Below are 25,339 nucleotides of genomic sequence, written 5' to 3'. Positions count from 1 at the left end.
TTAGCGCCCTTGACAGCTATAGCGTAACGGCACGCGGCCTTTACACCCGCCCAGAATCGCGACAACCTTGCGCGCATGTCGGGGCACCCACGCTATGGTGGTGCCACGAAAACCGGCTTATCCAGGGAGAAATACATGAAAATCCTACGCAATCTTGCTACCGCTTCCGCGATCCTCGTGGCGGCCGCAGGGATGGGGTCGGCGCAGACGCTGAACTTCGCCTATGACGCGGACCCGGTCTCGCTCGACCCGCATGAGCAGCTTTCGGGCGGCACGCTGCAGCTCAGCCACATGGTCTTCGACCCGCTCGTGCGCTGGAACAAGGACCTCGGCTTCGACCCGCGCATCGCCACCGAGTGGGAGCGGATCGACGACACCACGATGCTGTTCCACATCCGCGAAGGCGTGACCTTCCATTCCGGCAACGAGCTGACGGCGGAAGACGTGGTCTACACGATCGAGCGCCTGAAATCCTCGCCCGACTTCAAGGGCATCTTCGCCGGCTGGAGCTCGGCCACCGCGGTCGACGACTACACCGTGGAAGTGAAGACGGACGGGCCGAGCCCGCTGATCCTGCACACTGCCACCTATGTCTTCCCGCTCGACAAGAAGTTCTACACCGAGGGCGGCGACGAGATCGCCAAGCACGGTGACAGCTTCGCCAGCCAGAACGTCTCGGGCACCGGCCCGTTCACCGTGGCCGAGCGCGAGCAGGGCGTGAAAGTGACCTTCGAGCGCAACGCCGACTACTGGGACACCGAGAGCCCGGGCAACGTGCAGACCGCGATCCTGACGCCGATCAAGGAAGCGCCGACCCGTGTCGCTGCCCTTCTGTCGGGTGACGTCGACTTCATCGCGCCGGTGCCGCCGACCGACCTCGAGCGGATCGAGAACGACGAGAACACCAACCTCGTCACCATGACCGGCACCCGGATCATCACCTTGCAGATGAACCAGGAGCGCAACGAGGCGCTGGCCGACGTCAAGGTCCGCCAGGCGATCGTGCATGCCATCAACAACGAAGGCATCGTGCAAAAGATCATGAAGGGCTTCGGCACCGTCGCGGCGCAACAGTCTCCCGAGGGCTACGTGGGTCACAACCCCAACCTCGAGCCGCGCTTCGACGTGGAAAAGGCCAAGGCGCTGATGGAAGAGGCCGGTTACGCCGACGGGTTCTCGGCCACGATGATGTGCCCCAACAACCGCTACGTGAACGACTACAAGATCTGCGAAGCGGCGGCGGCCATGCTGGCGAAGATCGGCATCGAGATCGACCTGACCACCATGCCGAAAGCGCAATACTGGCCCAAGTTCGATGAACGCGCCGCCGACATCATGATGATCGGCTGGCATTCGGACACCGAGGACAGCGCCAACTTCAACGAGTTCCTGACCATGACGCCCAACGCCGACACCGGCCGTGGCCAGTACAACTCGGGCAACTACTCGAACGAGGAAGTCGACAGCCTGACCATGGCGTCGCTGACCGAAACGGACGAGCAGAAGCGCGCCGACATGCTGCAGAAGGTCGAGCAGATCCTCTATGACGAGGCCGCCTTCGTGCCGCTTCACTGGCAGGACCTGGCCTGGGCCGCGCGGACGGGCGTCGATATCGAGCCCGTGCTCAACGTGATGAACTTCCCCTACCTGGGCGACCTGGTCATCGAAGAGTAAGATTACGCCACGTCCGGCGGGCCGGTTTTCCCGGCCCGCCGGCATTCCGCGCCTTGCACCCGGTGCGCCAACCGTGATTTGTCGCGCGCCACGCAACACCTGAGTCGCCAGACGGGCGCGCGCCACGGGACAGATCCGAAGCCATGCACATTCTCGCTTTCCTCATCCGCCGGGCCCTGCAGGCCGTGATCGTGATGTTCGTCATCTCGCTCATCGGCTTTTCCATCCAGGACAACCTCGGCGACCCGCTGCGCGAACTCGTGGGCCAGTCGGTCTCGGAGGAAGAGCGCGTCGCCCTGCGCGAGGAGCTGGGCCTCAATGATCCGTTCATGGCACAGTATCTCCGGTTCCTCGGCAATGCCGTGCAGGGGGACCTGGGCACCTCCTATTTCTTCAAGCGCCCTGCCCTCGACGTGATCATGGACAAGTTCCCCGCCACGTTCGAGCTGGTGCTGGGCGCGGTCTTCATCTTCCTGTCGGTGTCGATCCCGGCGGGGATATACTGTGCCATCAACCGCGACAGTTTCCTCACGCGGGTGATCATGACCGGTTCGATCATCGGCATCTCGATCCCCGTCTTCCTGACCGCGATCATGCTGGTCTGGATCTTCGGGGTCGAGCTGAAATGGCTGCCCGCCTTCGGGCGCGGCGAGACGGTCGAACTTCCGTGGGGCTGGGATACCGGCCTCTTGACGGCGGACGGCTGGGCGCACCTGATCCTGCCCTCGGTCGCCCTGTCGTCGATCATGCTGCCGCTCTTCATCCGCCTGATCCGGGCCGAGATGATGGAGACGATGGCCACCGATTACGTGCGCTTCGCCCGTGCCAAGGGCCTCTCGACCCGCCGGGTGCGTTACGTGCACGCCTTCCGCAACACGCTTCTGCCGGTGGTCACGGTGGGCGGCCTGATGATCGGCACGCTCATCGCCTATACCATCCTGACCGAGACGGTCTTCCAGTGGCCGGGCATGGGCTTTCTTTTCCTCGAGGCGGTGAACCGGGTCGATACGCCCCTCATCATCGCCTACATCATCGTGGTCGGCCTGATCTTCGTGGTGGTCAACACCATCGTCGATTTCATCTACACGCTGATCAACCCGACCGTGAAACTGCCGGGGGCCAAATCATGATCACCTGGCGCTTTGTCTTCAAACGCTTCCTTGGCGACCCGGTGGCGATGGCCGCGGGCATCGTCCTGGTGCTGCTCATCCTCATGGCGGTCTTCGCGCCCTTCATCGCGCCGCAGAACCCCTATGACCTGATGCAGCTCGACATCATGGACAGCGAGATGCCCCCGTCGTGGCGCGACGGCGGCGATGAACGCTTCCTGCTTGGCACCGATGCGCAGGGGCGCGGGGTGCTCTCGACCATCATGTACGGCACCGGCATTTCCCTCCTGATCGGGATCGGCGCGGTGATCGTGCAGGCCATCCTCGGCATCACGCTGGGGCTGATCGCCGGCTACAAGGGTGGCTGGATCGACGCCTTCCTGATGCGGCTGGCCGATATCCAGATGTCGCTCTCGACCCTGATGATCGCCATCATCGTGCTGGCCATATTCAACGCCGCCTTCGACGCCAACACCTATGCCGATTACGCCATCTTCATGCTGATCCTGATCATCGGCGTCGCCGAATGGCCCAAGTTCGCCCGCACGGTGCGCAGCTCGGTCCTGGGCGAGAAGTCGAAGGAATATGTGGATGCCGCCCGGGTCATCGGCCTGCCCGCGCGCAAGGTGATGTGGGGGCATATCCTGCCCAACACGCTGACGCCGGTGCTGGTGATTTCGACCATCCAGGTGGCCGAGGCGATCATGACCGAGGCGGCGCTCTCGTTCCTCGGGCTGGGGATGCCGACCGACAAGCCGTCGCTGGGCTCACTCATCCGCTCGGGGTTCGAGTTCATCTTCTCGGGCTCGTGGTGGATCACCCTCTACCCCGCCATCGTGCTGGTGGTGCTGATCCTGGCGCTGAACCTCCTGGGCGACTGGATGCGCGACGTGCTCAATCCGAAACTGCGGCGGGGAGAGGACTGATGGCGATGCTCGAAGTACGCGACCTGCACGTGGCCTTTCCGCGCGGCAAGCGCGACGAGGTCGAGGCCCTGCGCGGGGTCGACCTGACGCTGGAGAAGGGCGAGCGCCTTGGCGTTGTCGGCGAATCCGGCGCGGGCAAGTCGATGCTGGCCTTCGCCATCCTGAACCTCATCGCCGAGCCCGGCCGGGTGTCGGGCGGCACGATCAATTTCCACGGGGAAAACCTGCTGGAGCTGTCCGAGCGGAAGATCCGCAAGCTGCGCGGCAACCGCATCTCGATGATCTTCCAGGACCCGATGGTCACCCTCAACCCGGTGATGACCATCGGCGCCCAGATGATCGAGACGCTGCAGGCGCACCGCCGCATCTCCAAGTCCGAGGCCCACAAGCTCTGCGTGGAAAAGCTGCGCATGGTCGCCATCCCCTCGGCCGAGAACCGGATGACCTCCTACCCGCACGAGCTGTCGGGTGGCCTGCGCCAGCGGGTCGTCATCGCCATCGCGCTGCTGACCGACCCCGAGCTGATCATCGCCGACGAGCCCACGACCGCGCTCGACGTGACGATCCAGGCCGAGATCATGGCGCTGATCCTCAAGCTCTGCCGCGAGAATGACGTGGCGCTCATCCTGATCACCCACGACCTTGGCGTCGTGGCCGAGGTGACCGAGCGGATCATGATCATGTATGCCGGCAAATGCGTCGAGGAAGGCCCCACGCAGGAAATCATCCGCGGCCCGCAGCACCCCTATACCTACGGCCTGCTGCAGGCCCTGCCGCAGAACGCGGCGCGGGGCGAGCGGCTCTACCAGATCCCGGGCTCGATGCCGCCGATCACCGCCTTGCCCCGGGGCTGCGCCTATCACCCGCGCTGCAACCGCGCGACCGAGCGCTGCCGGCAGGAAATCCCCGAACGCGCGGGCGGCCACGCCGCCTGCTTCCACCCCCTCACCCCGGCGGAGGCCGCCTCATGAGCCAGCCCATCGTCGAAACCAAGGGCGTCGAGGTGCGCTTTGCGCTGCCCACGCACTTCCTGTCGCGCGAAACGCCGGTGCTGCACGCGCTGAACGGCGTCGACCTGTCCATCGAGCCCGGCGAAAGCTTCTGCGTGGTGGGCGAGTCGGGCTGTGGCAAGACCACGCTGGGCCGCGCCATCATCGGCCTGCTGAACCCCACCGAGGGCGAGATCCACTTCCAGGGCCAGCGCATCGACACCATGGACGAGGCCGCCCGCAAGCCGGTGCGCCGCGACATGCAGATGGTGTTCCAGAACCCCTATGCCTCGCTCAACCCGCGCCGCAACGTGTTCGACACGCTGGCCGAGCCGGTGCGCCACCTGATGCCGGAAATGAACGCCCAGCAGGTGCGCCAGCGGGTCGAGGAGGTGCTGGATGCCACCGGCTGCGACCAGAGCTGGCAGCGCCGCCTGCCACACGAGTTCTCGGGCGGCCAGCGCCAGCGCATCGCCATCGCCCGGGCGCTGGTGACGAACCCCGCCTTCATCGTCGCCGACGAGCCCATCTCGGCGCTCGACGTCTCGATTCAGGCGCAGATCCTCAACCTGCTGACCGACCTGCAGGCAGAGCGCGGGCTGACCTACCTGTTCATCACCCACGACCTGTCGGTGGTCGAACATTTCGGCACCCGCGTCGCGGTGATGTACCTGGGCCGGATCATGGAGCTGGCGCGCGCCGAGGATCTCTTCGCCACGCCGAAGCACCCCTATACACGCCTCCTGCTCGACGCGATCCCCAAGCTCGAGGGCGGCTCCTTCGACAACCCGCGCAAGCCCGGCGAACTGCCCGACCCGGTCAATCCGCCGCCCGGCTGCCCCTTCGCGCCGCGCTGCCCCATGGCCGAGGCGATCTGCCGCCAGGACCGCCCCGAACTGCGCACGCTCGCCAACGGCACCCAGGCCGCCTGCCACTTCGCGGAATAGGAAAAGGGCGACCCCGGAAAAGGGGCCGCCCCTGTGCTTCTTCTGGCCGGAAATATCCCGGGGGAGACGTTGAAATCCCCCAGGATTTCAACGTTGGGGGCAGAGCCCCCTATTCCGCCTCGTCCGCAGAGCTTGCATTCAGCAGCCCGTAGCGCTCGGCGCCAAGGCTGTCGAACAGGTCGATCTGCGTCTCGAGGAAGTCGATATGGCCTTCCTCGTCAGCGATCAGCTCTTCGAACAGGTTCTTCGAGACGTAATCGCCCACCTTCTCGCAATGGTCGCGCGCCTCGATATAGAGGGTGCGGGCGTCATGCTCGGCGGCGAGGTCGGCGTCGAGCGTCTCGCGCAGGGTCTCGCCGATGCGCAGCGTGTCGAGCTTCTGCAGGTTGGGGTGGCCGCCGAGGAAGATGATCCGCGTGATCAGCTTGTCGGCGTGGTGCATCTCCTCGATGCTTTCCTCGCGTGACTTGGCGGCGTTCTTGCCATAGCCCCAGTCTTCCTGAAGCCGGTAATGCAGCCAGTACTGGCTGACCGCCGTCAATTCGCTCCGCAGTGCCTTGTTAAGGTACTCGATAACCTTTTCGTCGCCCTTCATCGCTCGCTTCCTTTGATTCCTCGCGGCGCCTGTCACGCCGCTGCATGGGTATGACAAAGGTGTCACACTGATGCATGGTGTCAAGGAAGAGCGGCAGGCAGCCGCCGCAATCGGCCTTCTTGCCGAGCGCGCGGTACACCTTGCCGGGGGTGATGAGCGTGTCTTCGTCGGCCGCACGCATCCAGTCCACGGCAGCGCGGATATCGCGGTCTGTGATCGACTGGCAATGGCAGATTATCATCTCGGCCTCGTCTTCGGATCGCCTGGATCCATCCTGTTCTCGATTTCTGCACGATTCGCCGGCAAAAACCAGAGCTTTTCTGTCAGATACAGGGAAACGCGCGGCTTTGCCGCAGGTTCCCCCGCATCAGTGAACGGTGACCCCCGCCATGTCCGTCGCGGGCACCATGCCGGACAGGGTCGAGCGGTGCAGGTAGAGCCCCGCCTGCCGCGCCGCCTCGGTCAGCGGCAGGAGCAGCGGCCCCTCGACGATCAGCGAGCCCACCAGCATCGCGTCTTCCCGCTCGCCGGTGGCGGCGAGCATGATGAAATGCGCGAACACGGCCTCGTCTGCGCCGACGCAGGAACAGTGCGGCTGGTGCCGGATCAGCTTGCGCCGCCCGTGCCGCCCGATCAGGCCCATCACGTCGTTGAGCGCCCGCTGGCAGGTCTTCGCCCGCGCCTCGCCCATCACCTCCAGCAGCAGCCGGGCGATATGGTCCTGCCCCTCCGGCCCGTCGGACCAGTGGCGCAACGCCCGGACCAGCACGCGCTCGGCGCCGGAAAGGGTGTCGAACCCGGCGACGGGAAACCCGCCGCGCATGTCGCTGTGATGTTTCATCGGGATCATTTCGTCAGGATCAGCTTGCCCATCCGGGTGATGCGCAGGGTGTAGATCTGGCCGTCCAGCGTGATCGTCGCGGTGGCGCCCTCGCCGATCAGCTCGCGGGCATCGTATTGCGGCTGTGCCGTGGCCGCGTCGCCATCGGGGGATTTGCGAAGCGTCATCATGCCGGGCGCCCCTCGATCCGGTCGAGCAGATGCTCGAGCACCATGTCGGGCGTCAGCAGCCCCGCCATGGCCATCTCCGCCGCCTGGTTGCGCGTCGGGCTGGCCCCCCGCACCGGCGCCGTATCGCGGCTTACCCGTTCAGCAATCATCCGTCGCTCCTTTCCTCGTGTTCTGGCTGATGGCTGACCGGGTCCGGTTGGCTGACTACATTTCTGACTTTTTCACTCAGCTTTGTCAATCCTGATTATTTCCATCGGATTGCGGCGCGCGGACTCCTGCATGCTCTCCTGCGCTCGCCCGCGCGCGGGGGGCGTCACGGGGGGCGCGTTTCTGGCCTTGCGCAGGACGGCCACGGCGCCTGTCGGAAAATGTGACCCGGCGGCAATCAGGACTCGCAATGCGCGCGCCTCTCTGGCAGACTGTATATACAATCTGGCCGAGCAGCCCGGGCGCAAGGGAGAAGGACAACCCGATGTCCCAGCACTATCTCAAACAGGTGCCCATCGCGCTTCGTTCGCGACACAAGTCCGACCTGCGCACGCAGTTCGCCGCGCTGTGCTACCGCATCCGCAACGACAAGCCGGAATTCCTGATGGTCACCTCGCGCGGGACCAAGCGCTGGATCATTCCCAAGGGCTGGCCGCTCGACGGGCACACCCCCGCCAACGCCGCCCTTCAGGAAGCGTGGGAGGAGGCGGGCGTGCTGGGCCGGGTGGCCGGGCCGTGCCTGGGGCTCTTCTCCTACCACAAGTCGGCCCCGCAGGAAGGCGGGCTGCCCTGTGTCGCCATGGTCTACCCGGTGCGGGTCCGGGCGCTGGCCGAGGATTATCCCGAGAAGGACCAGCGCAAGCGCAAGTGGATGCGGCGCAAGAAGGCCGCGGCGAAGGTCGACGAGCCCGAGCTGGCGCAGATCATCCGCCGCTTCGACCCCAAGCTGCTGCGGTCCTGAACGCGCGGCAGGCCGCTTGAAAACCGCCCCGGACGGTATAACTGTTACGCAATCGTGTGATGGAGTAGACGGTGTGATTCAGTTCACCCTCAAATGCGACAAGGACCACCGCTTCGACAGCTGGTTCCAGTCGGCCTCGGCCTTCGACAAGCTTCAATCGGCAGGCATGGTGGCCTGCGCGGTCTGCGGCTCGACCCACGTGGAAAAGGCGCTGATGGCGCCCAGCGTGCGCGACAGCCGCCGCAAGAGCCCGCAAGCGCCCGAGGCGCCCGATACCCCCCGCCAGCGCCCGCTTTCCGCCCCCGCGACCACCGCCGAACAGGCGCTGGCCGAACTGAAGCGCCACGTGGAGAAGAACTCGGAATACGTGGGCCTCAACTTCGCCCGCGAAGCCCGGCAGATGCACGAGGGCACCGCCCCCGAGCGCTCGATCTACGGCGAGGCCAAGCCCGAGGAGGCGCGCAAGCTTCTCGAAGACGGCGTGCCTGTCGCGCCGCTGCCATTCCTGCCCAACCGGAAATCCAACTGAGGAGGCGGCAATGCATGTCGTGATCACCGGGGTCAGCCGGGGGATCGGCCACGCCCTTGCCGAGCGCTACCGCCGCATGGGCCACGAGGTGACCGGCACCGCCCGCTCCGGCGGGGCCGAGGTCGAGCTGGACGTGACGAAACCCGACCAGTTCGAGGCGCTCTCGGCCCATGTCGACGGCAAGCCCGTCGACCTCCTCGTCTGCAACGCCGGCATCTACCCCGACAAGGGCCAGTCGCTCGCCAGCGGCTTCGCGCCCGGGACATGGGCCGAGGTGATGGCCACCAACGTGACCGGCGTCTTCCTGACGGTCCAGGCCCTGATGACCGGGCTGCAGCTGGCGAAACAGCCGAAGATCGCCATCCTCTCCAGCCGCCTCGGCAGTGACGAGCTCGCCGCCGGGGGCAGCTATTGCTACCGGGCCTCGAAGGCCGCCGCGCTCAACCTGGGGCGCAACCTGGCCGTCGACCTGAAGGAACTGGATATCGCCGTGGGCATCTACCACCCCGGCTGGGTCCGCACCGACATGGGCGGCGAGAAGGGCGAGGTCGGCGTCGGCGACAGCGCCGATGGCCTCATTGCCGAGTTCGACCGCCTGACCCTCGACACCACCGGCTGTTTCCGCACGTGGGACGGGCGCGACCTGCCGTTCTGAGCCCCGGGCGATCAATCACGCACCCCGTGCTTCTTCTGGCTGAAAATATCCCCGCCGGAGGCATCCAACAGAAAACGGAGTTACCGCCGCCTCAGGTCCGCACCCACCGGTGCATCACGTCCCCGCCCACCTGCCGGACCTCGGCCAAGGCAAACCGCTCCGCCTCGTCCAGCGACGAGATCCCCATCGCCCCCACCGAGGGCAGCCCCTCGGCCCCCACGGCAAAGCCCGCGGTGAACCCAACCAGCTCATCCACCAGCCCGGCCGACAGGAGCGAGGCCGCCAGCGCGCCGCCGCCCTCGCAGAACACCCGCGTCAGCCCCGCCGCCCCGAGCGCCGCGCAGACCGAGACCGGGTCGATCTGCCTGCCCGTCAGCTCACAGGGTAGCAACTTGGCACCGAAGCCCTGCCATGCCGCCTTGCGATCCTCGTCCGCATCCGGCCCGTGGCACAGCCACACCGGCACCTCGCCCGCCGTGCGGGCCAGCTTGCCGTCCTGCGGCAAGTCCAGCCTGCGCGAGACCACCACCCGCACCGGCTGCCGCGCCACGCCGAGGCCGCGCACCGTCAGCATCGGGTCATCGGCCCGTGCCGTGCCCGCCCCCACCATCACCGCGTCGTGCCGGGCGCGCAGCCCGTGGACAAGCCGCCGCGCCTCGGGCCCGGTGATCCACTGGCTGTGACCGCTGGCGGTTGCGATGCGTCCGTCGAGGGAGCTGGCAAGTTTCAGGGTGATCCACGGCCGGCCCTCGGTGGCCTTCCGGAAGAAGCCCGCGAGGTCGGCCTGTGCCTCCGCCGCCAGCACGCCCGTGACCACCTCGACCCCGGCCGCGCGCAGCATGGCGAAGCCCCGGCCGGAGACCCGTGTGTCGCTGTCCTCCAGCGGCGCCACGACGCGGGCGACGCCCGCCTCGATCAGCGCCTCGGCGCAGGGCGGCGTCTGTCCGTGATGGGAACAGGGCTCAAGGCTGACATAGGCCGTGGCCCCCCTGGCCGCCGCCCCCGCCTGCGCCAGCGCCACGCGCTCCGCATGGGGCCGCCCGCCCGGTTGGGTCCGGCCGCGCCCGACGATCCGGTCGCCCTGCACGATCACGCAGCCCACGGCCGGGTTGGGCCAGCACTGCCCCTGCCCGCGCCGCCCGAGCGACAGCGCGAGGCGCATGTACCTTGTGTCGGTGTCGCTCACTCGTCCGCGGGCGCGTCTTCCGCGGCGTTCGGGCGCAGTTCGCTCACGAACTTGTCGAAATCATCCGCCGCCTGGAAGTTCTTGTAAACGCTGGCAAACCGCACGTAGGCCACGGTGTCGATCCGGGCCAGGCTTTCCATGACGATCTCGCCCACCGTCTTCGACGGGATGTCGGTCTCGCCAAGGCTTTCCAGCCGCCGCACGATGCCCGAGATCATCTGCTCCACCCGTTCGGGTTCCACCGGGCGCTTCTGCAGCGCGATCCGGATCGAGCGTTCCAGCTTGTCGCGGTCGAAATCCTCGCGCCGCCCGTTGGTCTTGACGACCACGAGGTCGCGCAGCTGCACCCGCTCGTAGGTGGTGAACCGGCCCCCGCAGGCCGGACAGAACCGCCGCCGCCGGATCGACACGTGGTCTTCCGCCGGACGAGAGTCCTTCACCTGTGTATCAATGTTTCCGCAAAACGGGCACCGCATCGCCCCAGCCCCTTTTCTTCTCTGCCTCGTTGGTTATGGGTCTTTGGCCCATTTATCCACAGCCACTATAGGGCAGCCGCAAAGTTTTGGGTAGAGGGGATTTTGCAGCGCTATATAAAGGGGGGCTTCGTGTTGCGCCCGGCCCCGGGCGCGCCCATGACGGGCGGCAGGGCCGGGCGCGTCGTCGGTCTGAAAGCTTATTCAGCGGCTTCCGCAGGTTTTTCCGGCACGGAAATCCCGAAGCCAGCCCGTTCCAGCTGGTTCAGCGTACGCAGTGCGATCTTGGTCTGCGTCTTCTTCGCTTCCTTCCACGCGGCCTTGCGTTCTTCCTTGCTGGCCTCGGGGTTGTCGATGCGATACTGCTGGTTGAAATACAGGAACGCGATTTTGCGGCCGGCCCAACGGCGCTTCTTCTGCTCTTCGGTGAGCGGGGTCTTGGTTTCGGCTTCAGCCATTTTAAAGTCCTTTCGACTGTGACCGGGCGCGGGTTGCGCCGCGGCCGATACGGGCGATCTTGCCCTGATTCGTTTTTTATCCGCTTTCGTGGAAAGCTCGCAATGTTTGTTTGTTGCACTGCAGCGAAATCGGGCCAGTTTGGCTAGCCGGACACGGCCAGATGCGCGGCCACCTGCCTGAAATGCGGGCGATCGCGATGCTCGAACACGTACAAACCCTGCCAGGTACCAAGCGCCATGCGCCCGCCGCTGACCGGGATCGTCAGGCTTACCGGCATCATCGCCGCCTTGATATGGGCAGGCATGTCGTCGGGGCCTTCCATCGTGTGCCGCAGGTAGCCCATCGCGGGGTCGTCCGAGGGCGGCACGAGGCGCGAGAAATAGGCCAGCAGGTCGCGCTGCACGTCCGGGTCGGCATTCTCCTGGATCAGCAGGCTGGCCGAGGTGTGGCGGATGAAGAGCGTCAGCAGCCCCTCGTCCGCGCCCGCATCGCGCAGCCAGCTTTCCACCTGGCCCGTGAACTCGTAAAGCCCCTGTCCGCGCGTCTCGATGCCGAAACTGGTCTGCACGGGCCTCAGCACCGCTGCCATGCGTGGCTGTCGAGGTTCCAGCATTGCCCGTTGGCTTCCTTGCGCTCGAAGACCGGGTAGAAATCATGCGCGCCCACCGTGCCGGGGCTACACTGCACCTCGGCCAGCACCTGGCCGCCCTGTGCCACGGTCACCCCGCCGGTCACCTGCGCCTCGCCCTGCGCCATCCGGTCGACGCTGTAATTGAGCGCATAGGAATAGCCGGCGTTGTAAAGCGTCAGCTCCTCCCACAGGTAGCGCCCGACGCCGTTCCACGGCTGCAGGTCCACCTCGGTCACGTGGCGTTCCAGCACCAGCTCCGCCGCGCGGCCCGCAGGCCCGTAGCGATAGACCGCCACGTCGCCGGCAAGACAGAGATCGATGGCCTTGCTGCCCGACTGGCACTGGAACAGCGGGATACCCGCGCAGCCCGACTGCGCGGCCGCGGGAAGGGGCGAGAGGGCAAGGCAGGCGGCAACGAGGGACAGGCGCATCGGGGTCTCCGGGAATGACATCAACCAACTGCCAACAGACATACGCCATGCGCCCCGCACCCGGCAACGGCGATGACGCAATCGCCGGCCGGGGCCTTTACCCCGCCGCCGCCAGCGGGCATGAGGGGGCGAACCCCGCCACCGGACCCTTGCCCGCGATGCTGCCCATCCTCGTCACCGGCCTTCTGCCCGTCGTCCTGCTCGTCCTGCTGGGCGGGCTGGTGCGCAACCGGCTGAGCGAGAACGCCTGGGCCGGGCTCGACCGGCTGAACTTCGAGATCCTGTTTCCGGCGCTCATCTTCACCGCCGCCGCCTCCCGGCCGATCGAACCGGCCAGCCTGCTGATCGTGGGCCCGCTCGTCTGGGCGGTGCTTGGGCTGGGGCTGGCGCTCGGCTGGCTCGCGCGGCCTTTCGGGCCCGAACGGTTCCTCGATTTCGCCGGCTGCTGGCAGGCGGCCTGGCGGTTCAACACGGCACTGGGCTTCGTGCTGGTGCAGGCGCTGCCCTCGGCCGATATCGGGCTCTACTCGGTCACCATCGGCCTCGGCATCCCGCTGGCCAACATCTTCGCCGTCTCGGCCCTGTCGCGCGGCGAGGGGCTGACGGCGGCGGCCATGCTGCGCCGGGTGGCGCTCACCCCCTTCCTGCTGGCAAGCCTTGCAGGCGTGGTCGTGGGCCTTACCGGGCTCACCATCCCCGCACCGGTGCTGGCCCCGGTGACGCTTCTGGCCGAGGCGGCGATCCCGGTGGCGCTCATCTCCATCGGGGCGACGCTCAATTGGCGGGCGCTGGGGCGGATGAACCGGTTCACCGGCATCCTCGTGACGACCAAGCTGGTGATCCTGCCGCTGACGGTGACGCTGGTGGCGCTGGCGCTCGGCTCCTCGGCGCCCATCGTGCCGGTGCTGGTGGTCTTCGCCGCGCTCCCCACGGCCTCGGCCGCGCATGTGCTGGCGGCGGGCTTCGGCGCCGACCGGCGGCTGGCGGCGACGCTCATTGCCCAGACGACGATCCTCAGCGCGGCGACCCTGCCGGTGTGGATGACGGTGGCGGAGTGGCTGGCGGGGCGGTAGGCGCGTAGGCCGGGCTTCAGCCCGGCACCTCCCCGGCACAACCCAACCCCTGATCCTCCCTTACCGAGGCCGGCCGACGCGCGCGCGCCCGGAGTCAAGCCGCGCCAAAGCGCGGCGCCGGCCCGTCCCGTCGCACCGCAAGTGCGCCGTGTATACGCGGCACGCCTTTGGCGTGACGGGCAGGCGCTTTCGCGGGTGTCGCGTAACGTCAATAGGAAGGATGTATTCGGCGCCATAAACTGCCAGCCAAACCCGTAGCAGCGCCTCCCCACGGGCCGGCGCTCGCCCGGCGGGCTCCCATGGCACCGTATCGGAGCCGCCGCCGGTTCGGGACTGCCAAACTTTCCCTCACCGGGGCCGGTCGAACAGCCGCTCCCCCTGCTCGTCGATCAGGCGCTGCGCCTTGCGCACCGACTCGGCGGCGGCGCCGTCGGGGTCGCTCACCATGTCGGCGCGGATAAGCTGGTGCTCCTTCACCTCGCCCGCCACCTCCTTCTCGATCCGCGCGGCCACGCGATAGGTGCCGCCCTCCTTGATCGGTTCGGGATGGATGGTGAAGCCCTCGTATGTGACCGGGTCATGGGCAGGCGCCGAGCCCTTGCCCGATCCATTGTCCGAACCGGAGCCGGACCCGAAGAGACGTGACAAGAGCGACATGGGCAGCCTTTCCATTCCTTGCAGCACAGGCCCGGACAGGCGCCGAGCCTCTCAAAGGGTGGGCGCGGGGGCGAGTGGTGTCAAGGTTGGGGGCAATCCCGCGGCGGTTCCTGGGCCTGACCCGAAACCTGCAAAACCGGTCCGCCGGATCAATCCAAGCTCGAAACGAAGACGTCGATCTCACAGCCAAGCTCGCAGGCTATCTTGGAAATCTCCGTTGGAACGGTAACATGCACGTTTTCCTCGGCCCCGCGCCCCGTGACGATCAGCGCGATCTTGTATGTCGTCTCGCCTCCCAGGTCTCTCAGATTTTCGCGCCTGTTCGTCACTTCCTTCGCAAAGGCCGTCAGGCAGCTTGCGTCTTTTCCCGTCGGGTCATCGACAGAGAACATCACGCTGTTCCGTCTGGGGACGACCATCTCCGGATTTCGCTCACCTCGGTTCGCGTGGCATGCATCGGGGAAGTCCAGGAACTCTGCAACCTCCTTCGCATCCCCGTCGAAATCATGGATATAAATCCGATATTCGATCATCGCGGCGCCCCGCCGTGGTCCATCTCAAACAAATTCTCGACCCTCCCCGGTCTCAGGAGCTGCCGGTCCTGAACGCAAAACGGGCCGTCTCCCGACGGCCCGCTCTATCCATGTCCGGCTGTGTCGCCCGCTCACTGATCCAGGAACGACCGCAGCTTCCGCGACCGGCTCGGATGCTTCAGCTTGCGCAGCGCCTTCGCCTCGATCTGGCGGATCCGTTCGCGGGTCACGCTGAACTGCTGGCCCACCTCCTCGAGCGTGTGGTCGGTGTTCATGCCGATGCCGAAGCGCATCCGCAGGACCCGTTCCTCGCGCGGGGTGAGCGAGGAGAGCACCCGCGTCGTGGTTTCCTTCAGGTTGTCCTGAATGGCAGAATCCAGCGGCAGGATGACGTTCTTGTCCTCGATGAAATCGCCAAGCTGGCTGTCTTCCTCGTCGCCGATGGGCGTTTCGAGCGAGATCGGCTCCTTGGCGATCTTCATCACCTTGCGGACCTTCTCGAGCGGCATCTGCAGCTTCTCGGCCAGCTCTTCCGGCGTGGGCTCGCGGCCGATCTCGTGCAGCATCTGGCGGCCGGTGCGGACCAGCTTGTTGATCGTCTCGATCATGTGCACCGGGATACGGATGGTGCGCGCCTGGTCGGCGATCGACCGGGTGATCGCCTGCCGGATCCACCAGGTCGCGTAGGTCGAGAACTTGTAGCCGCGGCGGTATTCGAACTTGTCGACCGCCTTCATCAGGCCGATGTTCCCCTCCTGGATGAGGTCGAGGAACTGCAGCCCGCGGTTGGTGTATTTCTTGGCGATCGAGATCACCAGCCGCAGGTTCGCCTCGACCATTTCCTTCTTGGCGTTGCGGGCTTCCTTCTCGCCCTTCTGCACCTGCTGAACGATGCGGCGGAACTCGCTGATGTCGAGGCCCACGTATTGGCCCACCTGCGCCATGTCGGCGCGCAGCTCGGCCACCTTGCCGGGCGAGCGTTCCATGAACGCCTGCCAGCCGCGGCCCGACTTGGCCGCCATGTCCTCGAGCCAGTTGGGGTCAAGCTCGCGGCCCCGGTACTCGTCCACGAATTCCTTGCGGTTGATGCGCGCCTGGTCGGCCAGCTTCACCATGGCGCTGTCAATCTGCATGATCCGGCGGTTGATGCCGTAAAGCTGGTCGATCAGCGCCTCGATCCGGTTGTTGTGAAGGTGCAGCGAGTTCACCAGCTGCACGATCTCCGAGCGCAGCTTCTGGTAGGTATCTTCCTGCGCCTGGGAAAACGAGCCGTCCTCGTTCAGGGTGGCCGAGATCCGGCTGTCCTGCATTTCGGAGAGTTTCTCGTAATCATTGGCGATCCGGTCGAGCGTTTCCAGCACGCGCGGCTTCAGCGCGGCCTCCATCGCCGCAAGGCTCATGTTGGCCTGTTCGTCCTCGTCCTCGTCGCCGTCATCCTCGCGCGAGAGCGGGTTGCCGTCGGCGTCGAGCTCGGGCTCCGAGCCGCCCTCCTCTTTCTGGCTGCCGCCCGAGGGGGCCGAGGCCATGTTCGCCGCCTCGACCATCGGCTCGCCTTCCTCGTCGCCCATCTGGCCCGAGAAGGTGGTCTCCAGGTCGATCACGTCGCGCAGCAGGATGTCCTCGCCAAGAAGCTCGTCACGCCAGATGGTGATGGCCTGGAAGGTCAGCGGGCTTTCGCACAGCCCCGCGATCATCGTGTTCCGGCCTGCCTCGATCCGCTTGGCGATGGCGATCTCGCCCTCGCGGCTCAGCAGTTCGACAGAGCCCATCTCGCGCAGGTACATGCGCACCGGGTCGTCGGTGCGGTCGAGCTTCTCTTCCTTGCCCGAGCCCAGCGTCAGCTCGCCCTTGCGGCCGATCTCGGCCACGGCGGTCGATTTCTGCTCTTCTTCCTCGGCCTCTTCATCCTCGATGATGTTGATGCCCATTTCCGACAGCATCGACATCACGTCCTCGATCTGCTCGCTGCCGACCTGGTCGGGCGGCAGGACCTTGTTGAGCTGATCGTAGGTGATGAAACCTTTCTCGCGCGCCTCGGCGATCATCTTCTTGACCGCGGCCTGGCTCATGTCGAGCGAGATTTCGGCCTCCTGATCTTCGGGCTTCTGGTCGTCGTTGTCCTTGGCGGCCATGAACGTCTCCTGAACAGTGGGCGGGTGATTCGAAGATAATCCGAATCAATAGCGCGAATAGGTGATTCGCAAACCCTTTACCCTGATTTCTTTACTGATTCGTGCCCAAAAGTCACTCATCGTGCTTCTTCCGGAACCCCATGGTCTCCAGCAAGGCGTCGAACGCTTCCTTTTCCGACCGGCTGATAGGTGCGCCATTGGCCCCGATTTCATACTCGGTCTGATCCTCCTGCACGCTGCGCGTCGCGCTTTCGCGCGCCTGCGCGGCCGCCTTGAGCCGGTGGGTCACGAACTCTCCGGCCATGCCCCCGATATCCTCGGCCGCCTCGCTGATTTCCTGTTCCAATCCACGCGCGGCGTCGAGTTTCTCAAGCTCTTCCTTCACGGTCTGCCGGGCCAAGTCATGATCACCCGGCCGGCGCACCGCGGGAATAAGCGCCACATGGGGGCGGCGGCAGAGGTTTTCAACGGCCCCCTCGCCCATTTCGGCGGCAATATATTCATGCAGGCTTTCCGCCCCCGTCTCGCCATGACGCAGGAGCAGGTCGCGCAGGCGGGCATGGTCGCGCCCGGTACAGGGCAGGGTCTCGATCCGGCTTTCGAATTCGTCCAGCACCTCTGGCGTCAGGATCAGCACGGCCAGGATCACCGCCTCGCGCAGCTCGCCATAGGCCTTCTCGTCCGAGGTCACCAGGAGCGAGGTCTTGGTTACGGCCCGCACCGGCTCGACCGGCGTCCACTTGCCCTTGCCGCCGCCGGTGCGCCGGGCGCCCTGCCCGGCTGCCCCCCTTGGCGGCCGGTTGTTGCGCGGGTTGAAGAGCTGCCAGCGCAGCTCCTTCACCGCCTCGCCGTAATGGTGCCGGATCGAGGGGTCGCGGATCAGCGCGATCTTCTCGCGCAGCGCCTTGTCGAGCGCGGCCCGCCGCTCGGGGCTGTCATAGCTGCGCCCTTCCGTCTCGCGCTGCCACAGCAGCGTCACCATCGGCATCGCCGCATCCAGCACGTCCTGCACCGCCTTCGCACCAGACCGGCGCAACAGGTCGTCGGGGTCCTGCCCCTCGGGCATCAGGGCAAAGCGCAGCGACTTGCCCGCCTCCAGAAGTGGCAGGGCGATGTCGATGACGCGATAGGCCGCGCGCAGGCCCGCGGTGTCGCCATCCAGCGCCACGATGGGCTCGTCGGCGATCCGCCAAAGCAATTGCAACTGGTGCTCGGTCACCGCCGTGCCCAGCGGCGCGACGGAGGCTTCGAACCCGGCCTCGGAAAGCGCGATCACGTCCATGTAGCCCTCGGCCACGATCAGCGGCTGGCCCTTGCCCGCCGCCTCGCGCGCGGGCGCGTGGTTATACAGCGTGTGCGACTTGTCGAAGAGCTCGGTCTCGGGCGAGTTGAGATACTTGGCGTTGTCATCGGGGTCCATCGCCCGCCCGCCGAAGGCGATGCAGCGGCCGCGCACGTCCCGGATCGGGAACATGATCCGGTTGCGGAACGTGTCATAGGGCTTGCCGCCCTTCTGCGAGGGCTTCGCCAGCCCGCAATCGATGATCTTCTGCGGCTCCACCCCCTTGCCGGTCAGGTGATCCCACAACCCCTGCCAGCCATCGGGGGCAAAGCCGATCTCGAACCGCTCCAGCGCATCCGCCTTCAGGCCGCGACCGTCGAGATAGTCCCGCGCCGCCCCACCGGCCCCGGTATTCAGGGACATCCGGAAATGGCGCACCGCCATCTCCATCACCTCGACCAGTTCGGTCCGCCGGTCGGCCTTCTGCTGCGCCTGCGGGTCGCGCTCGGGCACGGTCATCCCGGCCTCCTGCGCGAGGATCTTCACCGCCTCCATGAAATCCACGTTCTCGGTCTCGCGCACGAAACTGATCGCGTCGCCCTTCGCGTGGCAGCCGAAGCAGTAATAATACCCCTTCCGGTCATCGACGTGGAAACTGGCCGTCTTCTCGTGGTGGAACGGGCACGGCGCCCACATGTCGCCCTTGCCCTGGTTCGACTTGCGGTTGTCCCACATGACCTTGCGGCCCACCACCTGCGACAGCGAGGTGCGCGTTCTCAGCTCGTCAAGGAATCCGGGGGGCAGGCTCATGCCCCGAATATGGTGCAATCCGGCCCCGGGGCCAAGACCACATCACGGCTTATAGCTAAGGCACTGCGCCTCGTAATCCTTCGCCACCTGCCCGGTCAGCATCGCGGGCTCCAGCGAATAGGCCAGCTTCACCAGCGGCGGCACGGTCTCGACGTATTTCTCGTCGACCGCCTGCTCGCCCTTCGACAATCGCGCGGTCACCGCCTTGGCCGACATCCCGGCCTTCCGCCCCTCGATCACCTGCGCCAGGATATCCCGCGTCGCCCGGCAATTCTCGCGGCTCAGGCCCTGCGCCGCCGCAACAGTGGGCAGCGCGATACTCAGTAACAGTGCAAGGCACAGCCGTGACACGACAGACCCCTCCGCATGACACCTAACCGGGACAGAGTGTCAGGGCCGACCCCGTGCCGCAACCCCTTCCATCGCCGTCTGCATGTCATGCAGCAGGGTCTGCGCCATCGACCGGAAGACGAGGATCAGGAACGCCGCCTCGCCCGTCTTCGTGACCGACGCCATCATGTGCTGCAACTCGGTCCGCGCGGTATGGCCCGGCGCGAACACCCCGGGCCGCAGGTCGAGCGGCACCAGCCTTGCCAGCACATCGGCCGCGCCCGGCCCCTCCAGCGTCACCGCCGTCCACGCATCCGACTGGTCGGTCAGCGCGGCGTGCTCGGCAAGCTCCGCCGCCGGCTCCGGCCCCGCCAGCAGCGCCATGCGCTGCCCGAACCAGATCGCCCGCGCGCCGTCTTTCCCGGTGGCCCGGTTCGGCTCCGGCCAGCCCATGCCATGCGCCGCCTTGAGCGCCTTGCCCAGCGCCGCGTCGCGCCCCTTGTAAGGCGCGACCGAGGTCAGCCGCCCGAGATCCACCTCGCTCAGCGTCATCCCGCCAATCGCCAGCGGCGCCATCCCGTCCAGCGGGGTCATTGCCGTCAACTCAGCCACGCACGCGCCCTCCTTCCGGGTCGAACTGCACCGGGTCGATCACCTCGCACAGGGTCTGCACCCCCTTCAGATGCTCGACCATGCGGATCCGCTCGCCGATCCGCGCCCGCCCGTTCTTCAGGAACCCCATCGCCAGCACATGCCCGAAGGTGGGCGAGAAGGCGACCGAGGTGATATAGCCCTGATCATTGGTGCGCACGGCCTCGTCCCCCTCGTTGAAGAGATGCGCGCCCGCCACAAGCTGCTTCACCGCGCCCACGGGTTTCAGCCCCACCAGTTGCTCGCGGTTCTCGTCCGTCAGGCCGGGCCGCGCCGCCATGGTCTTGCCGATGCAATCCTTCTTCTGGCTCACCATCCGACCCATCCCGATATCGAAGGCGGTGACCCGCCCGTGTATCTCGGCGTGCGTAATGAACCCCTTCTCGATGCGCAGAACGTTCAGCGCCTCCATCCCGTAAGGTCCGCCCTCCAACGCCTCGGCCCGGCGAACCAGCTCGCTGAACAGCGCCGCGCCATAACGCGCCGGCACCGCCACCTCGTAGGCATGCTCACCCGAGAACGAAATCCGGAACAACCGCCCCTTCACGCCGCCGACGGTCGCCTCCCCGCAGGACATGAACGGCCAGCTTTCATCGTCGATCGCCTCGCCCAGAACCCCGTTCAGCACCTCCCGCGATTTCGGCCCGGCCACGGCGAACTGCGCCCATTGCTCGGTCACCGACACGAACCGCACGTCCATCTGCGGGCACAGCCCCTGGTGCACGAATTCCAGGTGCCGCATCACCTCCCCCGCCGCGGCGGTGGTGGTCGTCATCACGTAATGGGTCTCGCCCAGCCTTGCCGTGGTGCCGTCATCCATCACGTGCCCGTCTTCACGCAGCATCAGCCCGTAGCGCACCCGCCCAACCTTCAGGGTCGAGAACAGGTTGGTATAGACATAATCCAGGAACGCACCCGCATCCGGCCCCTGGATGTCGATCTTGCCCAGGGTGGAAACGTCACACACCCCCACGTGATCGCGCACCATCCCGACCTCCCGGTCGCAGGATTGCCGCCATGTGCGCTCGCCATCCTTCGGGAAGTAGCTGGGCCGGTACCACAGCCCCGCCTCGATCATCGGTGCGCCCCGCTCGACGCTCGCGGCATGGGAGGTGGTGAACCGCTGCGGCGCGAACCCCTTGCCCTGCCCGCCCGCGCCCAGCGCGGCGATGGATACCGGCACGTAGGGCGGCCGGAACGTTGTCGTCCCCGTCTCCGGTATCCCCCGCCCGGTCACGTCCGCCAGTACTGCCAGCGCCGCGACGTTCGAATTCTTCCCCTGGTCCGTCGCCATGCCCTGCGTGGTATAGCGCTTCATATGCTCGACCGAGCGGAAATTCTCCGTCGCGGCCTGCTTCACGTCCTTCACGGTCACGTCGTTCTGGAAATCCAGCCACGCCCGCCCCTTGCCCGGCACGGCCCAGAGCGGGCTGATGTCATAGTCGCTGTCCTCGGCCCCCGGCACATCGACCTTGGGCGCCTTCACCCCCAGGTCCTCCAAGACCGCGGATGCCAACCGCACGCCCGCCTCCAGACAGCCGCGGGTCGAGAACACCCCCTCGCAGGCCCCCGCCGTCATCAGCCCCGGGATCGCCCCCGGCTGCGGCACGAAGGCGGCAATCTCGGCGTTCCACACCGGCCGCCCGGTCATGTGACAGGTCAGGTGCACCGTCGGGTTCCACCCGCCCGAGACGGCCAGCGCCTCGGCCTTCACCTTCTCGATGCCCGACGCGGTGGCAATCGACACCGCCTCCAGCCCACGCCGCCCCTCGCTGTTGCACACCTGCGCGCCGGCATAGAACGGCACGTCGAGGCTCGTGACCGCATCATGCCGCGCATCCACCAGCGCGCTCACATGCACGCCCGCTTCCAGCAAGTCCGCCGCCGTCCGGTGCGCGTCATCGTTGTTGCCGAAGACCGCCACGCTCTGCCCCGGGCTCACGCACCAGCGGTTCATGTAGGCCCTGACCGCGCCCGCATTCATGATCCCCGGCCGGTCGTTGTTCTGGAACGCGATGGGCCGTTCAATCGCCCCCGCCGCCAGCACCGCCCGCTTCGCCACGATCCGCCAGAAACACTCCCGCGGCGCGCCCTTCTTGGCCGCATCCCACGGCGACAGCCGCTCCAGCGCGCCATACGTGCCGTGGTCATAGGCGCCCGTCACCGTCGTCCGCGTGAGAATGCGCACGTTCTCCATCGCCACCAGCTCCCGCGTCACCTCCTCGGCCCACACGCGCCCCGGCACGCCGTCCACCTCGAAACTCTCGGCATTGAGCCGCCCGCCCGTCCGCGTGTCCTCCTCGGCCAGCACCACGTCGAGCCCGGCCCGCGCCGCCGTCAACGCCGCCATCAAACCGGCCGGCCCCGCCCCGATCACCAGCAGGTCGCAATGCGCCCAGGCCTTCTCGTACTTGTCCGCATTGGCCCGCATCGACAGCGCGCCCAGCCCCGCCGCCCGGCGAATGACCGGCTCGTAAAGTTTTTCCCAGAACTTCGCCGGCCACATGAAGGTCTTGTAATAGAACCCCGCCCCAAGGAATGGCGCCGCCAGGTCATTGACCGCCATCAGGTCGAAATCCAGCGTCGGCCAGGCATTCTGGCTCCGCGCCTGCAACCCGTCGAACAGCTCCACCATCGTGGCGCGCATGTTGGGCTCCTGCCCGGCACCCCGCCCCGTGGTCACCAGCCCGTTCGGCTCCTCGCTCCCCGCGGTCAGCAATCCCCGCGGCCGGTGATACTTGAACGACCGCCCGATCAGCCGGATATCGTTGGCCAGCAGCGCCGAGGCCAGCGTATCGCCCTCGACCCCCTGGTAGACGCGCCCGTCGAAGGTGAACTCCACCCGGCGCCTGCGGTTGATCAACCCCTCGCCCGCGACCCTCATGCGCCCGCCCCCGCGACGTCCGCCGCCAAGTCCGAGGCCAGGTCGACCCCCGAAATCTCGTGCGTCCGCGTATCCCGCGTCACCACCAGCCAGGCCGAACAGCCGCTCTCGTGATACCACAGCTCGCGCGTCGGCCCGGCCGGGTTGTCGCGGTTGTGAACATAGTCGTCCCACGCCGCCTCGCCCGCTGCCGGATCAGGCCGGTCCAGCGCCACGGCATCGCCCTTGTAATAGAATTCGCGCCGGTCGCGCGCGCCGCAAAGCGGGCAGGTGATCCGCATGAAACCGTCCTCAGTCCTTGTTCTCTTCCATCGCCGGCCCGGTGAACTCGGTCTCGATCCGCACCGTCACCTCGTCGCCCACGCCCATGGTCGTGCCCGGCGCGGGAATGCCGTAGCCCATGCCGAAATCAGAGCGGTTGAACGCCCCCTCCGCCGAGAAGCCGATCCGCGCGTTGGGGTCCATCGGGTGGCCGGTGTAACCGCCGTTGAACGTGACCTCCAGCGTCACGGGCTTCGTCACCCCCAACAGGGTCAGGTCCCCCGTCACCGTCGCACTTTCCTCGCCCGTCATCTCGATCCCGGTCGAGGTGAAGCCGATCTCCGGATGCGCGCCCGTATTGAGCCAGCTCTCGCCCATCAACTCCTCCAGGAACCCCTCCGGCGGCCGCGGCACGTCGAGCGAGGCCGGGTCCACCGTCACGCTCAGCGCTGCCTTCCCCGGATCGGCCGGGTCCAGCTCGAGCTCGGCCTCGAAGCTGTCGAAGCTCATCACGTAGTTGGAAAACCCAAGGTGGCTCACCGAGAAGACCAGCGTCGAGTGATACGGGTCGAGCGTGTAATTCCCCGCCGGCAGCGGATCGTCCTGCGCAACAGCCGCCCCGCCCAGCCCCACGGCCAGACACAGGGCACCCCCCACCGCTTTCATCTTTCCAAAAATACTCAAGATCCCGCCCTCTCCCCGCGCGCCGCCGTCAAAGCTCATCTCCGCGCCTTTCATTGTTCCGAAAATACTCACTATCCCGACCTCGCCACGCAGACCATCAATGCAGGTTATGCTGCATCCCCGTGCCTTCTTCGTCCATCAGCCCGTATCCCGTGCGGAACCGGTCCAGCCGGAACCGCGCCGCCGGCTCGTGCGGCTCGTCAGTGGCCACGAGATGCGCCATCGAGTAGCCCGAGCCCGGCACCGCCTTGAACCCGCCATAGCACCAGCCGCAATTGAGGTAGAGCCCGCCGATATGCGTCCTGTCGATGATGGGCGAGCCGTCGGGCGACATGTCCATGATCCCGCCCCATGACCGCAAAACCCTTGCCTTGCCGATCGCCGGCATCAGGGTCATCCCCGCCTCCATCACGTGCTCGACCATCGGCAGGTTGCCCCGCTGCGCGTAGGAGGCGTAGAAATCCAGGTCGCCGCCGAAGACCAGCCCGCCCTTGTCGGACTGGCTGATATAGAAATGCCCCATGCCGAAGCTGATCACGTGGTCGATGCAGGGTTTCAGCCCCTCGGTCACGAAGGCCTGCAGCACGTGGCTCTCGATCGGCAGGCGCATGCCGGCCATCGCCGCCACCTGGCTCGAGCGCCCGGCGACGATCATCGCCACCTTCTTCGCCTTGATCGCGCCCCGCGAGGTCTGCACGCCGGTTACTTTCCCGCCCTCGATGTCGATCCCCGTCACCTCGCAGTTCTGGACCAGGTCCACGCCCCGCTCACTCGCACCACGCGCATAGCCCCAGGCCACCGCGTCATGCCGCGCCGTGCCCGAGCGCCGCGAAATGAGCGCGCCATGGATCGGAAAGCGCTGCTGCTCGTAATCGAGATAGGGCACCATCTTCTTCAGCTGCGCCAGCGACAGAAGCTCTGCCTCGTCGCCCTGGTTGACGATGGAATTGCCCCGCCGGATCGCCGCGTCGCGCTGGCCGTCGGAGTGAAACAGCGTGATCTGCCCCCGCTGCGACAGCATCGTGTTGTAGTTCAGGTCCTGCTCCAGCCCCTCCCACAGTTTGAGCGAGTGGCTGTAGAATTCCGAGTTCCCCGGCAGGAAATAGTTGGCCCTGACGATCGTGGTGTTCCGCCCCACGTTGCCGCCGCCGAGATAGCCCTTCTCCAGCACCGCCACGCTGCGGATGCCGTGGTTCTTGGCCAGGTAATAGGCCGTCGAGAGGCCATGCCCGCCGCCGCCGATGATGACCACGTCATATTCGCCTTTCGGCTCGGCATCGCGCCAATGGGCCTGCCAGCCCTTGTTGCCCGTCAGGCCTTCCTTGAGAACGCGCAAGCCGGAAAAGCGCATGTAAAGACTCCCCTTTGGTTGGCCGGAGTGAAGCAAGTCCCGCCCCGGATAGCAACACGCGGAATGCCACGCGATCACCGGTTCGACAAATTCAGGTCCGGGGGCGACAGCGCAGAGCTCAAAGCAA

The 25,339-nt window shown here is 66.5% G+C and carries 29 protein-coding genes; 9 read left to right on the top strand and 20 right to left on the bottom strand.

What is annotated here, in order from left to right; genetic code table 11:
• The first annotated feature begins 135 nt into the window (after nucleotides 1-135).
• From QUV18_RS04260 to QUV18_RS04240, 5 genes are all read left to right on the top strand, one after another.
• A complete protein-coding gene (locus tag QUV18_RS04260; RefSeq protein WP_300892191.1) occupies nucleotides 136-1,674 on the top strand; it encodes an ABC transporter substrate-binding protein in 1,539 nt (512 codons plus the stop codon).
• Nucleotides 1,675-1,817: 143 nt separating this feature from the next.
• Nucleotides 1,818-2,804 (top strand): ABC transporter permease, encoded by a 987-nt coding sequence (locus QUV18_RS04255; protein ID WP_300892190.1) that lies wholly within the window; start codon nucleotides 1,818-1,820, stop codon nucleotides 2,802-2,804.
• Nucleotides 2,801-3,709, top strand: a complete 909-nt coding sequence (locus QUV18_RS04250; RefSeq protein ID WP_300892189.1) for an ABC transporter permease — start codon at nucleotides 2,801-2,803, stop codon at nucleotides 3,707-3,709. Before QUV18_RS04255 ends, QUV18_RS04250 begins: the two co-directional genes overlap by 4 nt.
• Nucleotides 3,709-4,680, top strand: coding sequence for an ABC transporter ATP-binding protein (locus tag QUV18_RS04245; protein WP_300892188.1), 972 nt, complete (start codon nucleotides 3,709-3,711; stop codon nucleotides 4,678-4,680). The genes QUV18_RS04250 and QUV18_RS04245 overlap by 1 nt, the downstream gene beginning before the upstream one ends.
• On the top strand, nucleotides 4,677-5,645 hold the full coding sequence (locus QUV18_RS04240) for an oligopeptide/dipeptide ABC transporter ATP-binding protein (protein ID WP_300892187.1): 969 nt from the start codon (nucleotides 4,677-4,679) through the stop codon (nucleotides 5,643-5,645). Before QUV18_RS04245 ends, QUV18_RS04240 begins: the two co-directional genes overlap by 4 nt.
• A gap of 109 nt (nucleotides 5,646-5,754) precedes the next feature.
• Here the strand turns inward: QUV18_RS04240 and bfr are convergent, their stop codons facing one another.
• The 5 genes from bfr to QUV18_RS04215 form a co-directional block, all read right to left on the bottom strand.
• Nucleotides 5,755-6,240 carry a bacterioferritin gene (gene bfr / locus QUV18_RS04235; RefSeq protein ID WP_300892186.1) on the bottom strand — a complete coding sequence of 162 codons (486 nt, stop codon included), beginning with the start codon at nucleotides 6,238-6,240 and terminating at the stop codon, nucleotides 5,755-5,757.
• Nucleotides 6,206-6,481, bottom strand: coding sequence for a bacterioferritin-associated ferredoxin (locus tag QUV18_RS04230; RefSeq protein ID WP_300892185.1), 276 nt, complete (start codon nucleotides 6,479-6,481; stop codon nucleotides 6,206-6,208). Before QUV18_RS04230 ends, bfr begins: the two co-directional genes overlap by 35 nt.
• Before the next feature lie 126 nt (nucleotides 6,482-6,607).
• Nucleotides 6,608-7,081 (bottom strand): hypothetical protein, encoded by a 474-nt coding sequence (locus tag QUV18_RS04225; RefSeq protein WP_300892184.1) that lies wholly within the window; start codon nucleotides 7,079-7,081, stop codon nucleotides 6,608-6,610.
• A gap of 5 nt (nucleotides 7,082-7,086) precedes the next feature.
• The gene (locus tag QUV18_RS04220; protein ID WP_300892651.1) at nucleotides 7,087-7,248 is read right to left on the bottom strand and encodes a hemin uptake protein HemP; all 162 of its coding nucleotides are present in this window, start codon (nucleotides 7,246-7,248) and stop codon (nucleotides 7,087-7,089) included.
• Entirely contained in the window at nucleotides 7,248-7,400 is a 153-nt protein-coding gene (locus tag QUV18_RS04215) for a hypothetical protein (protein WP_300892183.1), read from the bottom strand. Before QUV18_RS04215 ends, QUV18_RS04220 begins: the two co-directional genes overlap by 1 nt.
• A gap of 323 nt (nucleotides 7,401-7,723) precedes the next feature.
• On the opposite strand from QUV18_RS04215, the gene QUV18_RS04210 reads away from it, so the two are divergent.
• From QUV18_RS04210 to QUV18_RS04200, 3 genes are all read left to right on the top strand, one after another.
• Complete coding sequence (locus QUV18_RS04210; protein WP_300892182.1) at nucleotides 7,724-8,200, top strand: NUDIX hydrolase; 477 nt, start codon at nucleotides 7,724-7,726, stop codon at nucleotides 8,198-8,200.
• Between the two features lie 73 nt (nucleotides 8,201-8,273).
• Entirely contained in the window at nucleotides 8,274-8,729 is a 456-nt protein-coding gene (locus tag QUV18_RS04205) for a DUF1178 family protein (protein ID WP_300892181.1), read from the top strand.
• 10 nt (nucleotides 8,730-8,739) lie between these two features.
• Nucleotides 8,740-9,384, top strand: coding sequence for an SDR family NAD(P)-dependent oxidoreductase (locus QUV18_RS04200; RefSeq protein WP_300892180.1), 645 nt, complete (start codon nucleotides 8,740-8,742; stop codon nucleotides 9,382-9,384).
• 91 nt (nucleotides 9,385-9,475) lie between these two features.
• Here the strand turns inward: QUV18_RS04200 and ribD are convergent, their stop codons facing one another.
• The 5 genes from ribD to QUV18_RS04175 form a co-directional block, all read right to left on the bottom strand.
• The gene (ribD, locus tag QUV18_RS04195; protein WP_300892179.1) at nucleotides 9,476-10,570 is read right to left on the bottom strand and encodes a bifunctional diaminohydroxyphosphoribosylaminopyrimidine deaminase/5-amino-6-(5-phosphoribosylamino)uracil reductase RibD; all 1,095 of its coding nucleotides are present in this window, start codon (nucleotides 10,568-10,570) and stop codon (nucleotides 9,476-9,478) included.
• Nucleotides 10,567-11,046, bottom strand: a complete 480-nt coding sequence (nrdR, locus tag QUV18_RS04190) for a transcriptional regulator NrdR (RefSeq protein WP_300892178.1) — start codon at nucleotides 11,044-11,046, stop codon at nucleotides 10,567-10,569. The genes ribD and nrdR overlap by 4 nt, the downstream gene beginning before the upstream one ends.
• Nucleotides 11,047-11,243: 197 nt before the next feature.
• Nucleotides 11,244-11,501 carry a hypothetical protein gene (locus QUV18_RS04185; protein WP_300892177.1) on the bottom strand — a complete coding sequence of 86 codons (258 nt, stop codon included), beginning with the start codon at nucleotides 11,499-11,501 and terminating at the stop codon, nucleotides 11,244-11,246.
• Nucleotides 11,502-11,644: 143 nt separating this feature from the next.
• A complete protein-coding gene (locus tag QUV18_RS04180) occupies nucleotides 11,645-12,070 on the bottom strand; it encodes a secondary thiamine-phosphate synthase enzyme YjbQ (RefSeq protein WP_300892649.1) in 426 nt (141 codons plus the stop codon).
• Between the two features lie 5 nt (nucleotides 12,071-12,075).
• The gene (locus QUV18_RS04175; protein ID WP_300892176.1) at nucleotides 12,076-12,564 is read right to left on the bottom strand and encodes a hypothetical protein; all 489 of its coding nucleotides are present in this window, start codon (nucleotides 12,562-12,564) and stop codon (nucleotides 12,076-12,078) included.
• A gap of 47 nt (nucleotides 12,565-12,611) precedes the next feature.
• Here QUV18_RS04175 and QUV18_RS04170 point away from each other — a divergent pair, with 47 nt between their 5' ends.
• Entirely contained in the window at nucleotides 12,612-13,637 is a 1,026-nt protein-coding gene (locus QUV18_RS04170; RefSeq protein ID WP_300892175.1) for an AEC family transporter, read from the top strand.
• A gap of 348 nt (nucleotides 13,638-13,985) precedes the next feature.
• Here QUV18_RS04170 and QUV18_RS04165 read toward each other — a convergent pair whose 3' ends face one another.
• The 10 genes from QUV18_RS04165 to QUV18_RS04120 form a co-directional block, all read right to left on the bottom strand.
• On the bottom strand, nucleotides 13,986-14,294 hold the full coding sequence (locus QUV18_RS04165; RefSeq protein ID WP_300892174.1) for an HlyU family transcriptional regulator: 309 nt from the start codon (nucleotides 14,292-14,294) through the stop codon (nucleotides 13,986-13,988).
• A gap of 149 nt (nucleotides 14,295-14,443) precedes the next feature.
• Nucleotides 14,444-14,827 carry a hypothetical protein gene (locus QUV18_RS04160; protein ID WP_300892173.1) on the bottom strand — a complete coding sequence of 128 codons (384 nt, stop codon included), beginning with the start codon at nucleotides 14,825-14,827 and terminating at the stop codon, nucleotides 14,444-14,446.
• Between the two features lie 131 nt (nucleotides 14,828-14,958).
• Entirely contained in the window at nucleotides 14,959-16,959 is a 2,001-nt protein-coding gene (gene rpoD, locus QUV18_RS04155) for an RNA polymerase sigma factor RpoD (protein ID WP_300892172.1), read from the bottom strand.
• Between the two features lie 112 nt (nucleotides 16,960-17,071).
• On the bottom strand, nucleotides 17,072-19,051 hold the full coding sequence (dnaG, locus tag QUV18_RS04150; protein WP_300892171.1) for a DNA primase: 1,980 nt from the start codon (nucleotides 19,049-19,051) through the stop codon (nucleotides 17,072-17,074).
• A 42-nt stretch (nucleotides 19,052-19,093) separates the two neighbouring features.
• Nucleotides 19,094-19,402 (bottom strand): hypothetical protein, encoded by a 309-nt coding sequence (locus QUV18_RS04145; protein WP_300892170.1) that lies wholly within the window; start codon nucleotides 19,400-19,402, stop codon nucleotides 19,094-19,096.
• A 39-nt stretch (nucleotides 19,403-19,441) separates the two neighbouring features.
• A complete protein-coding gene (locus QUV18_RS04140) occupies nucleotides 19,442-19,993 on the bottom strand; it encodes a sarcosine oxidase subunit gamma (RefSeq protein WP_300892169.1) in 552 nt (183 codons plus the stop codon).
• Nucleotides 19,986-22,916 carry a sarcosine oxidase subunit alpha family protein gene (locus QUV18_RS04135; protein ID WP_300892168.1) on the bottom strand — a complete coding sequence of 977 codons (2,931 nt, stop codon included), beginning with the start codon at nucleotides 22,914-22,916 and terminating at the stop codon, nucleotides 19,986-19,988. The genes QUV18_RS04140 and QUV18_RS04135 overlap by 8 nt, the downstream gene beginning before the upstream one ends.
• Nucleotides 22,913-23,197, bottom strand: a complete 285-nt coding sequence (locus QUV18_RS04130; RefSeq protein ID WP_300892167.1) for a sarcosine oxidase subunit delta — start codon at nucleotides 23,195-23,197, stop codon at nucleotides 22,913-22,915. The genes QUV18_RS04135 and QUV18_RS04130 overlap by 4 nt, the downstream gene beginning before the upstream one ends.
• Before the next feature lie 10 nt (nucleotides 23,198-23,207).
• Nucleotides 23,208-23,843, bottom strand: a complete 636-nt coding sequence (locus QUV18_RS04125) for a YceI family protein (protein ID WP_300892166.1) — start codon at nucleotides 23,841-23,843, stop codon at nucleotides 23,208-23,210.
• 115 nt (nucleotides 23,844-23,958) lie between these two features.
• The gene (locus tag QUV18_RS04120) at nucleotides 23,959-25,212 is read right to left on the bottom strand and encodes a sarcosine oxidase subunit beta family protein (protein ID WP_300892165.1); all 1,254 of its coding nucleotides are present in this window, start codon (nucleotides 25,210-25,212) and stop codon (nucleotides 23,959-23,961) included.
• Between the last annotated feature and the right edge of the window lie 127 nt (nucleotides 25,213-25,339).

The organism is Roseovarius sp., assembly GCF_030373445.1.
In the GTDB taxonomy this organism is placed as follows: domain Bacteria; phylum Pseudomonadota; class Alphaproteobacteria; order Rhodobacterales; family Rhodobacteraceae; genus Roseovarius.
This window is presented reverse-complemented; position numbering and strand designations above follow the sequence as displayed.

Bases quoted from the DNA above. Each gene is read 5' to 3' on its own strand.
- QUV18_RS04260 (WP_300892191.1), top strand. From the start codon at position 136: ATGAAAATCCTACGCAATCTTGCTACCGCTTCCGCGATCCTCGTGGCG.
- QUV18_RS04255 (WP_300892190.1), top strand. From the start codon at position 1,818: ATGCACATTCTCGCTTTCCTCATCCGCCGGGCCCTGCAGGCCGTGATC.
- QUV18_RS04250 (WP_300892189.1), top strand. From the start codon at position 2,801: ATGATCACCTGGCGCTTTGTCTTCAAACGCTTCCTTGGCGACCCGGTG.
- QUV18_RS04245 (WP_300892188.1), top strand. From the start codon at position 3,709: ATGGCGATGCTCGAAGTACGCGACCTGCACGTGGCCTTTCCGCGCGGC.
- QUV18_RS04240 (WP_300892187.1), top strand. From the start codon at position 4,677: ATGAGCCAGCCCATCGTCGAAACCAAGGGCGTCGAGGTGCGCTTTGCG.
- bfr (WP_300892186.1), bottom strand. From the start codon at position 6,240: ATGAAGGGCGACGAAAAGGTTATCGAGTACCTTAACAAGGCACTGCGG.
- QUV18_RS04230 (WP_300892185.1), bottom strand. From the start codon at position 6,481: ATGATAATCTGCCATTGCCAGTCGATCACAGACCGCGATATCCGCGCT.
- QUV18_RS04225 (WP_300892184.1), bottom strand. From the start codon at position 7,081: ATGAAACATCACAGCGACATGCGCGGCGGGTTTCCCGTCGCCGGGTTC.
- QUV18_RS04220 (WP_300892651.1), bottom strand. From the start codon at position 7,248: ATGACGCTTCGCAAATCCCCCGATGGCGACGCGGCCACGGCACAGCCG.
- QUV18_RS04215 (WP_300892183.1), bottom strand. From the start codon at position 7,400: ATGATTGCTGAACGGGTAAGCCGCGATACGGCGCCGGTGCGGGGGGCC.
- QUV18_RS04210 (WP_300892182.1), top strand. From the start codon at position 7,724: ATGTCCCAGCACTATCTCAAACAGGTGCCCATCGCGCTTCGTTCGCGA.
- QUV18_RS04200 (WP_300892180.1), top strand. From the start codon at position 8,740: ATGCATGTCGTGATCACCGGGGTCAGCCGGGGGATCGGCCACGCCCTT.
- nrdR (WP_300892178.1), bottom strand. From the start codon at position 11,046: ATGCGGTGCCCGTTTTGCGGAAACATTGATACACAGGTGAAGGACTCT.
- QUV18_RS04185 (WP_300892177.1), bottom strand. From the start codon at position 11,501: ATGGCTGAAGCCGAAACCAAGACCCCGCTCACCGAAGAGCAGAAGAAG.
- QUV18_RS04175 (WP_300892176.1), bottom strand. From the start codon at position 12,564: ATGCGCCTGTCCCTCGTTGCCGCCTGCCTTGCCCTCTCGCCCCTTCCC.
- QUV18_RS04170 (WP_300892175.1), top strand. From the start codon at position 12,612: ATGCGCCCCGCACCCGGCAACGGCGATGACGCAATCGCCGGCCGGGGC.
- QUV18_RS04165 (WP_300892174.1), bottom strand. From the start codon at position 14,294: ATGTCGCTCTTGTCACGTCTCTTCGGGTCCGGCTCCGGTTCGGACAAT.
- QUV18_RS04160 (WP_300892173.1), bottom strand. From the start codon at position 14,827: ATGATCGAATATCGGATTTATATCCATGATTTCGACGGGGATGCGAAG.
- rpoD (WP_300892172.1), bottom strand. From the start codon at position 16,959: ATGGCCGCCAAGGACAACGACGACCAGAAGCCCGAAGATCAGGAGGCC.
- dnaG (WP_300892171.1), bottom strand. From the start codon at position 19,051: ATGAGCCTGCCCCCCGGATTCCTTGACGAGCTGAGAACGCGCACCTCG.
- QUV18_RS04135 (WP_300892168.1), bottom strand. From the start codon at position 22,916: ATGAGGGTCGCGGGCGAGGGGTTGATCAACCGCAGGCGCCGGGTGGAG.
- QUV18_RS04130 (WP_300892167.1), bottom strand. From the start codon at position 23,197: ATGCGGATCACCTGCCCGCTTTGCGGCGCGCGCGACCGGCGCGAATTC.
- QUV18_RS04125 (WP_300892166.1), bottom strand. From the start codon at position 23,843: ATGAAAGCGGTGGGGGGTGCCCTGTGTCTGGCCGTGGGGCTGGGCGGG.
- QUV18_RS04120 (WP_300892165.1), bottom strand. From the start codon at position 25,212: ATGCGCTTTTCCGGCTTGCGCGTTCTCAAGGAAGGCCTGACGGGCAAC.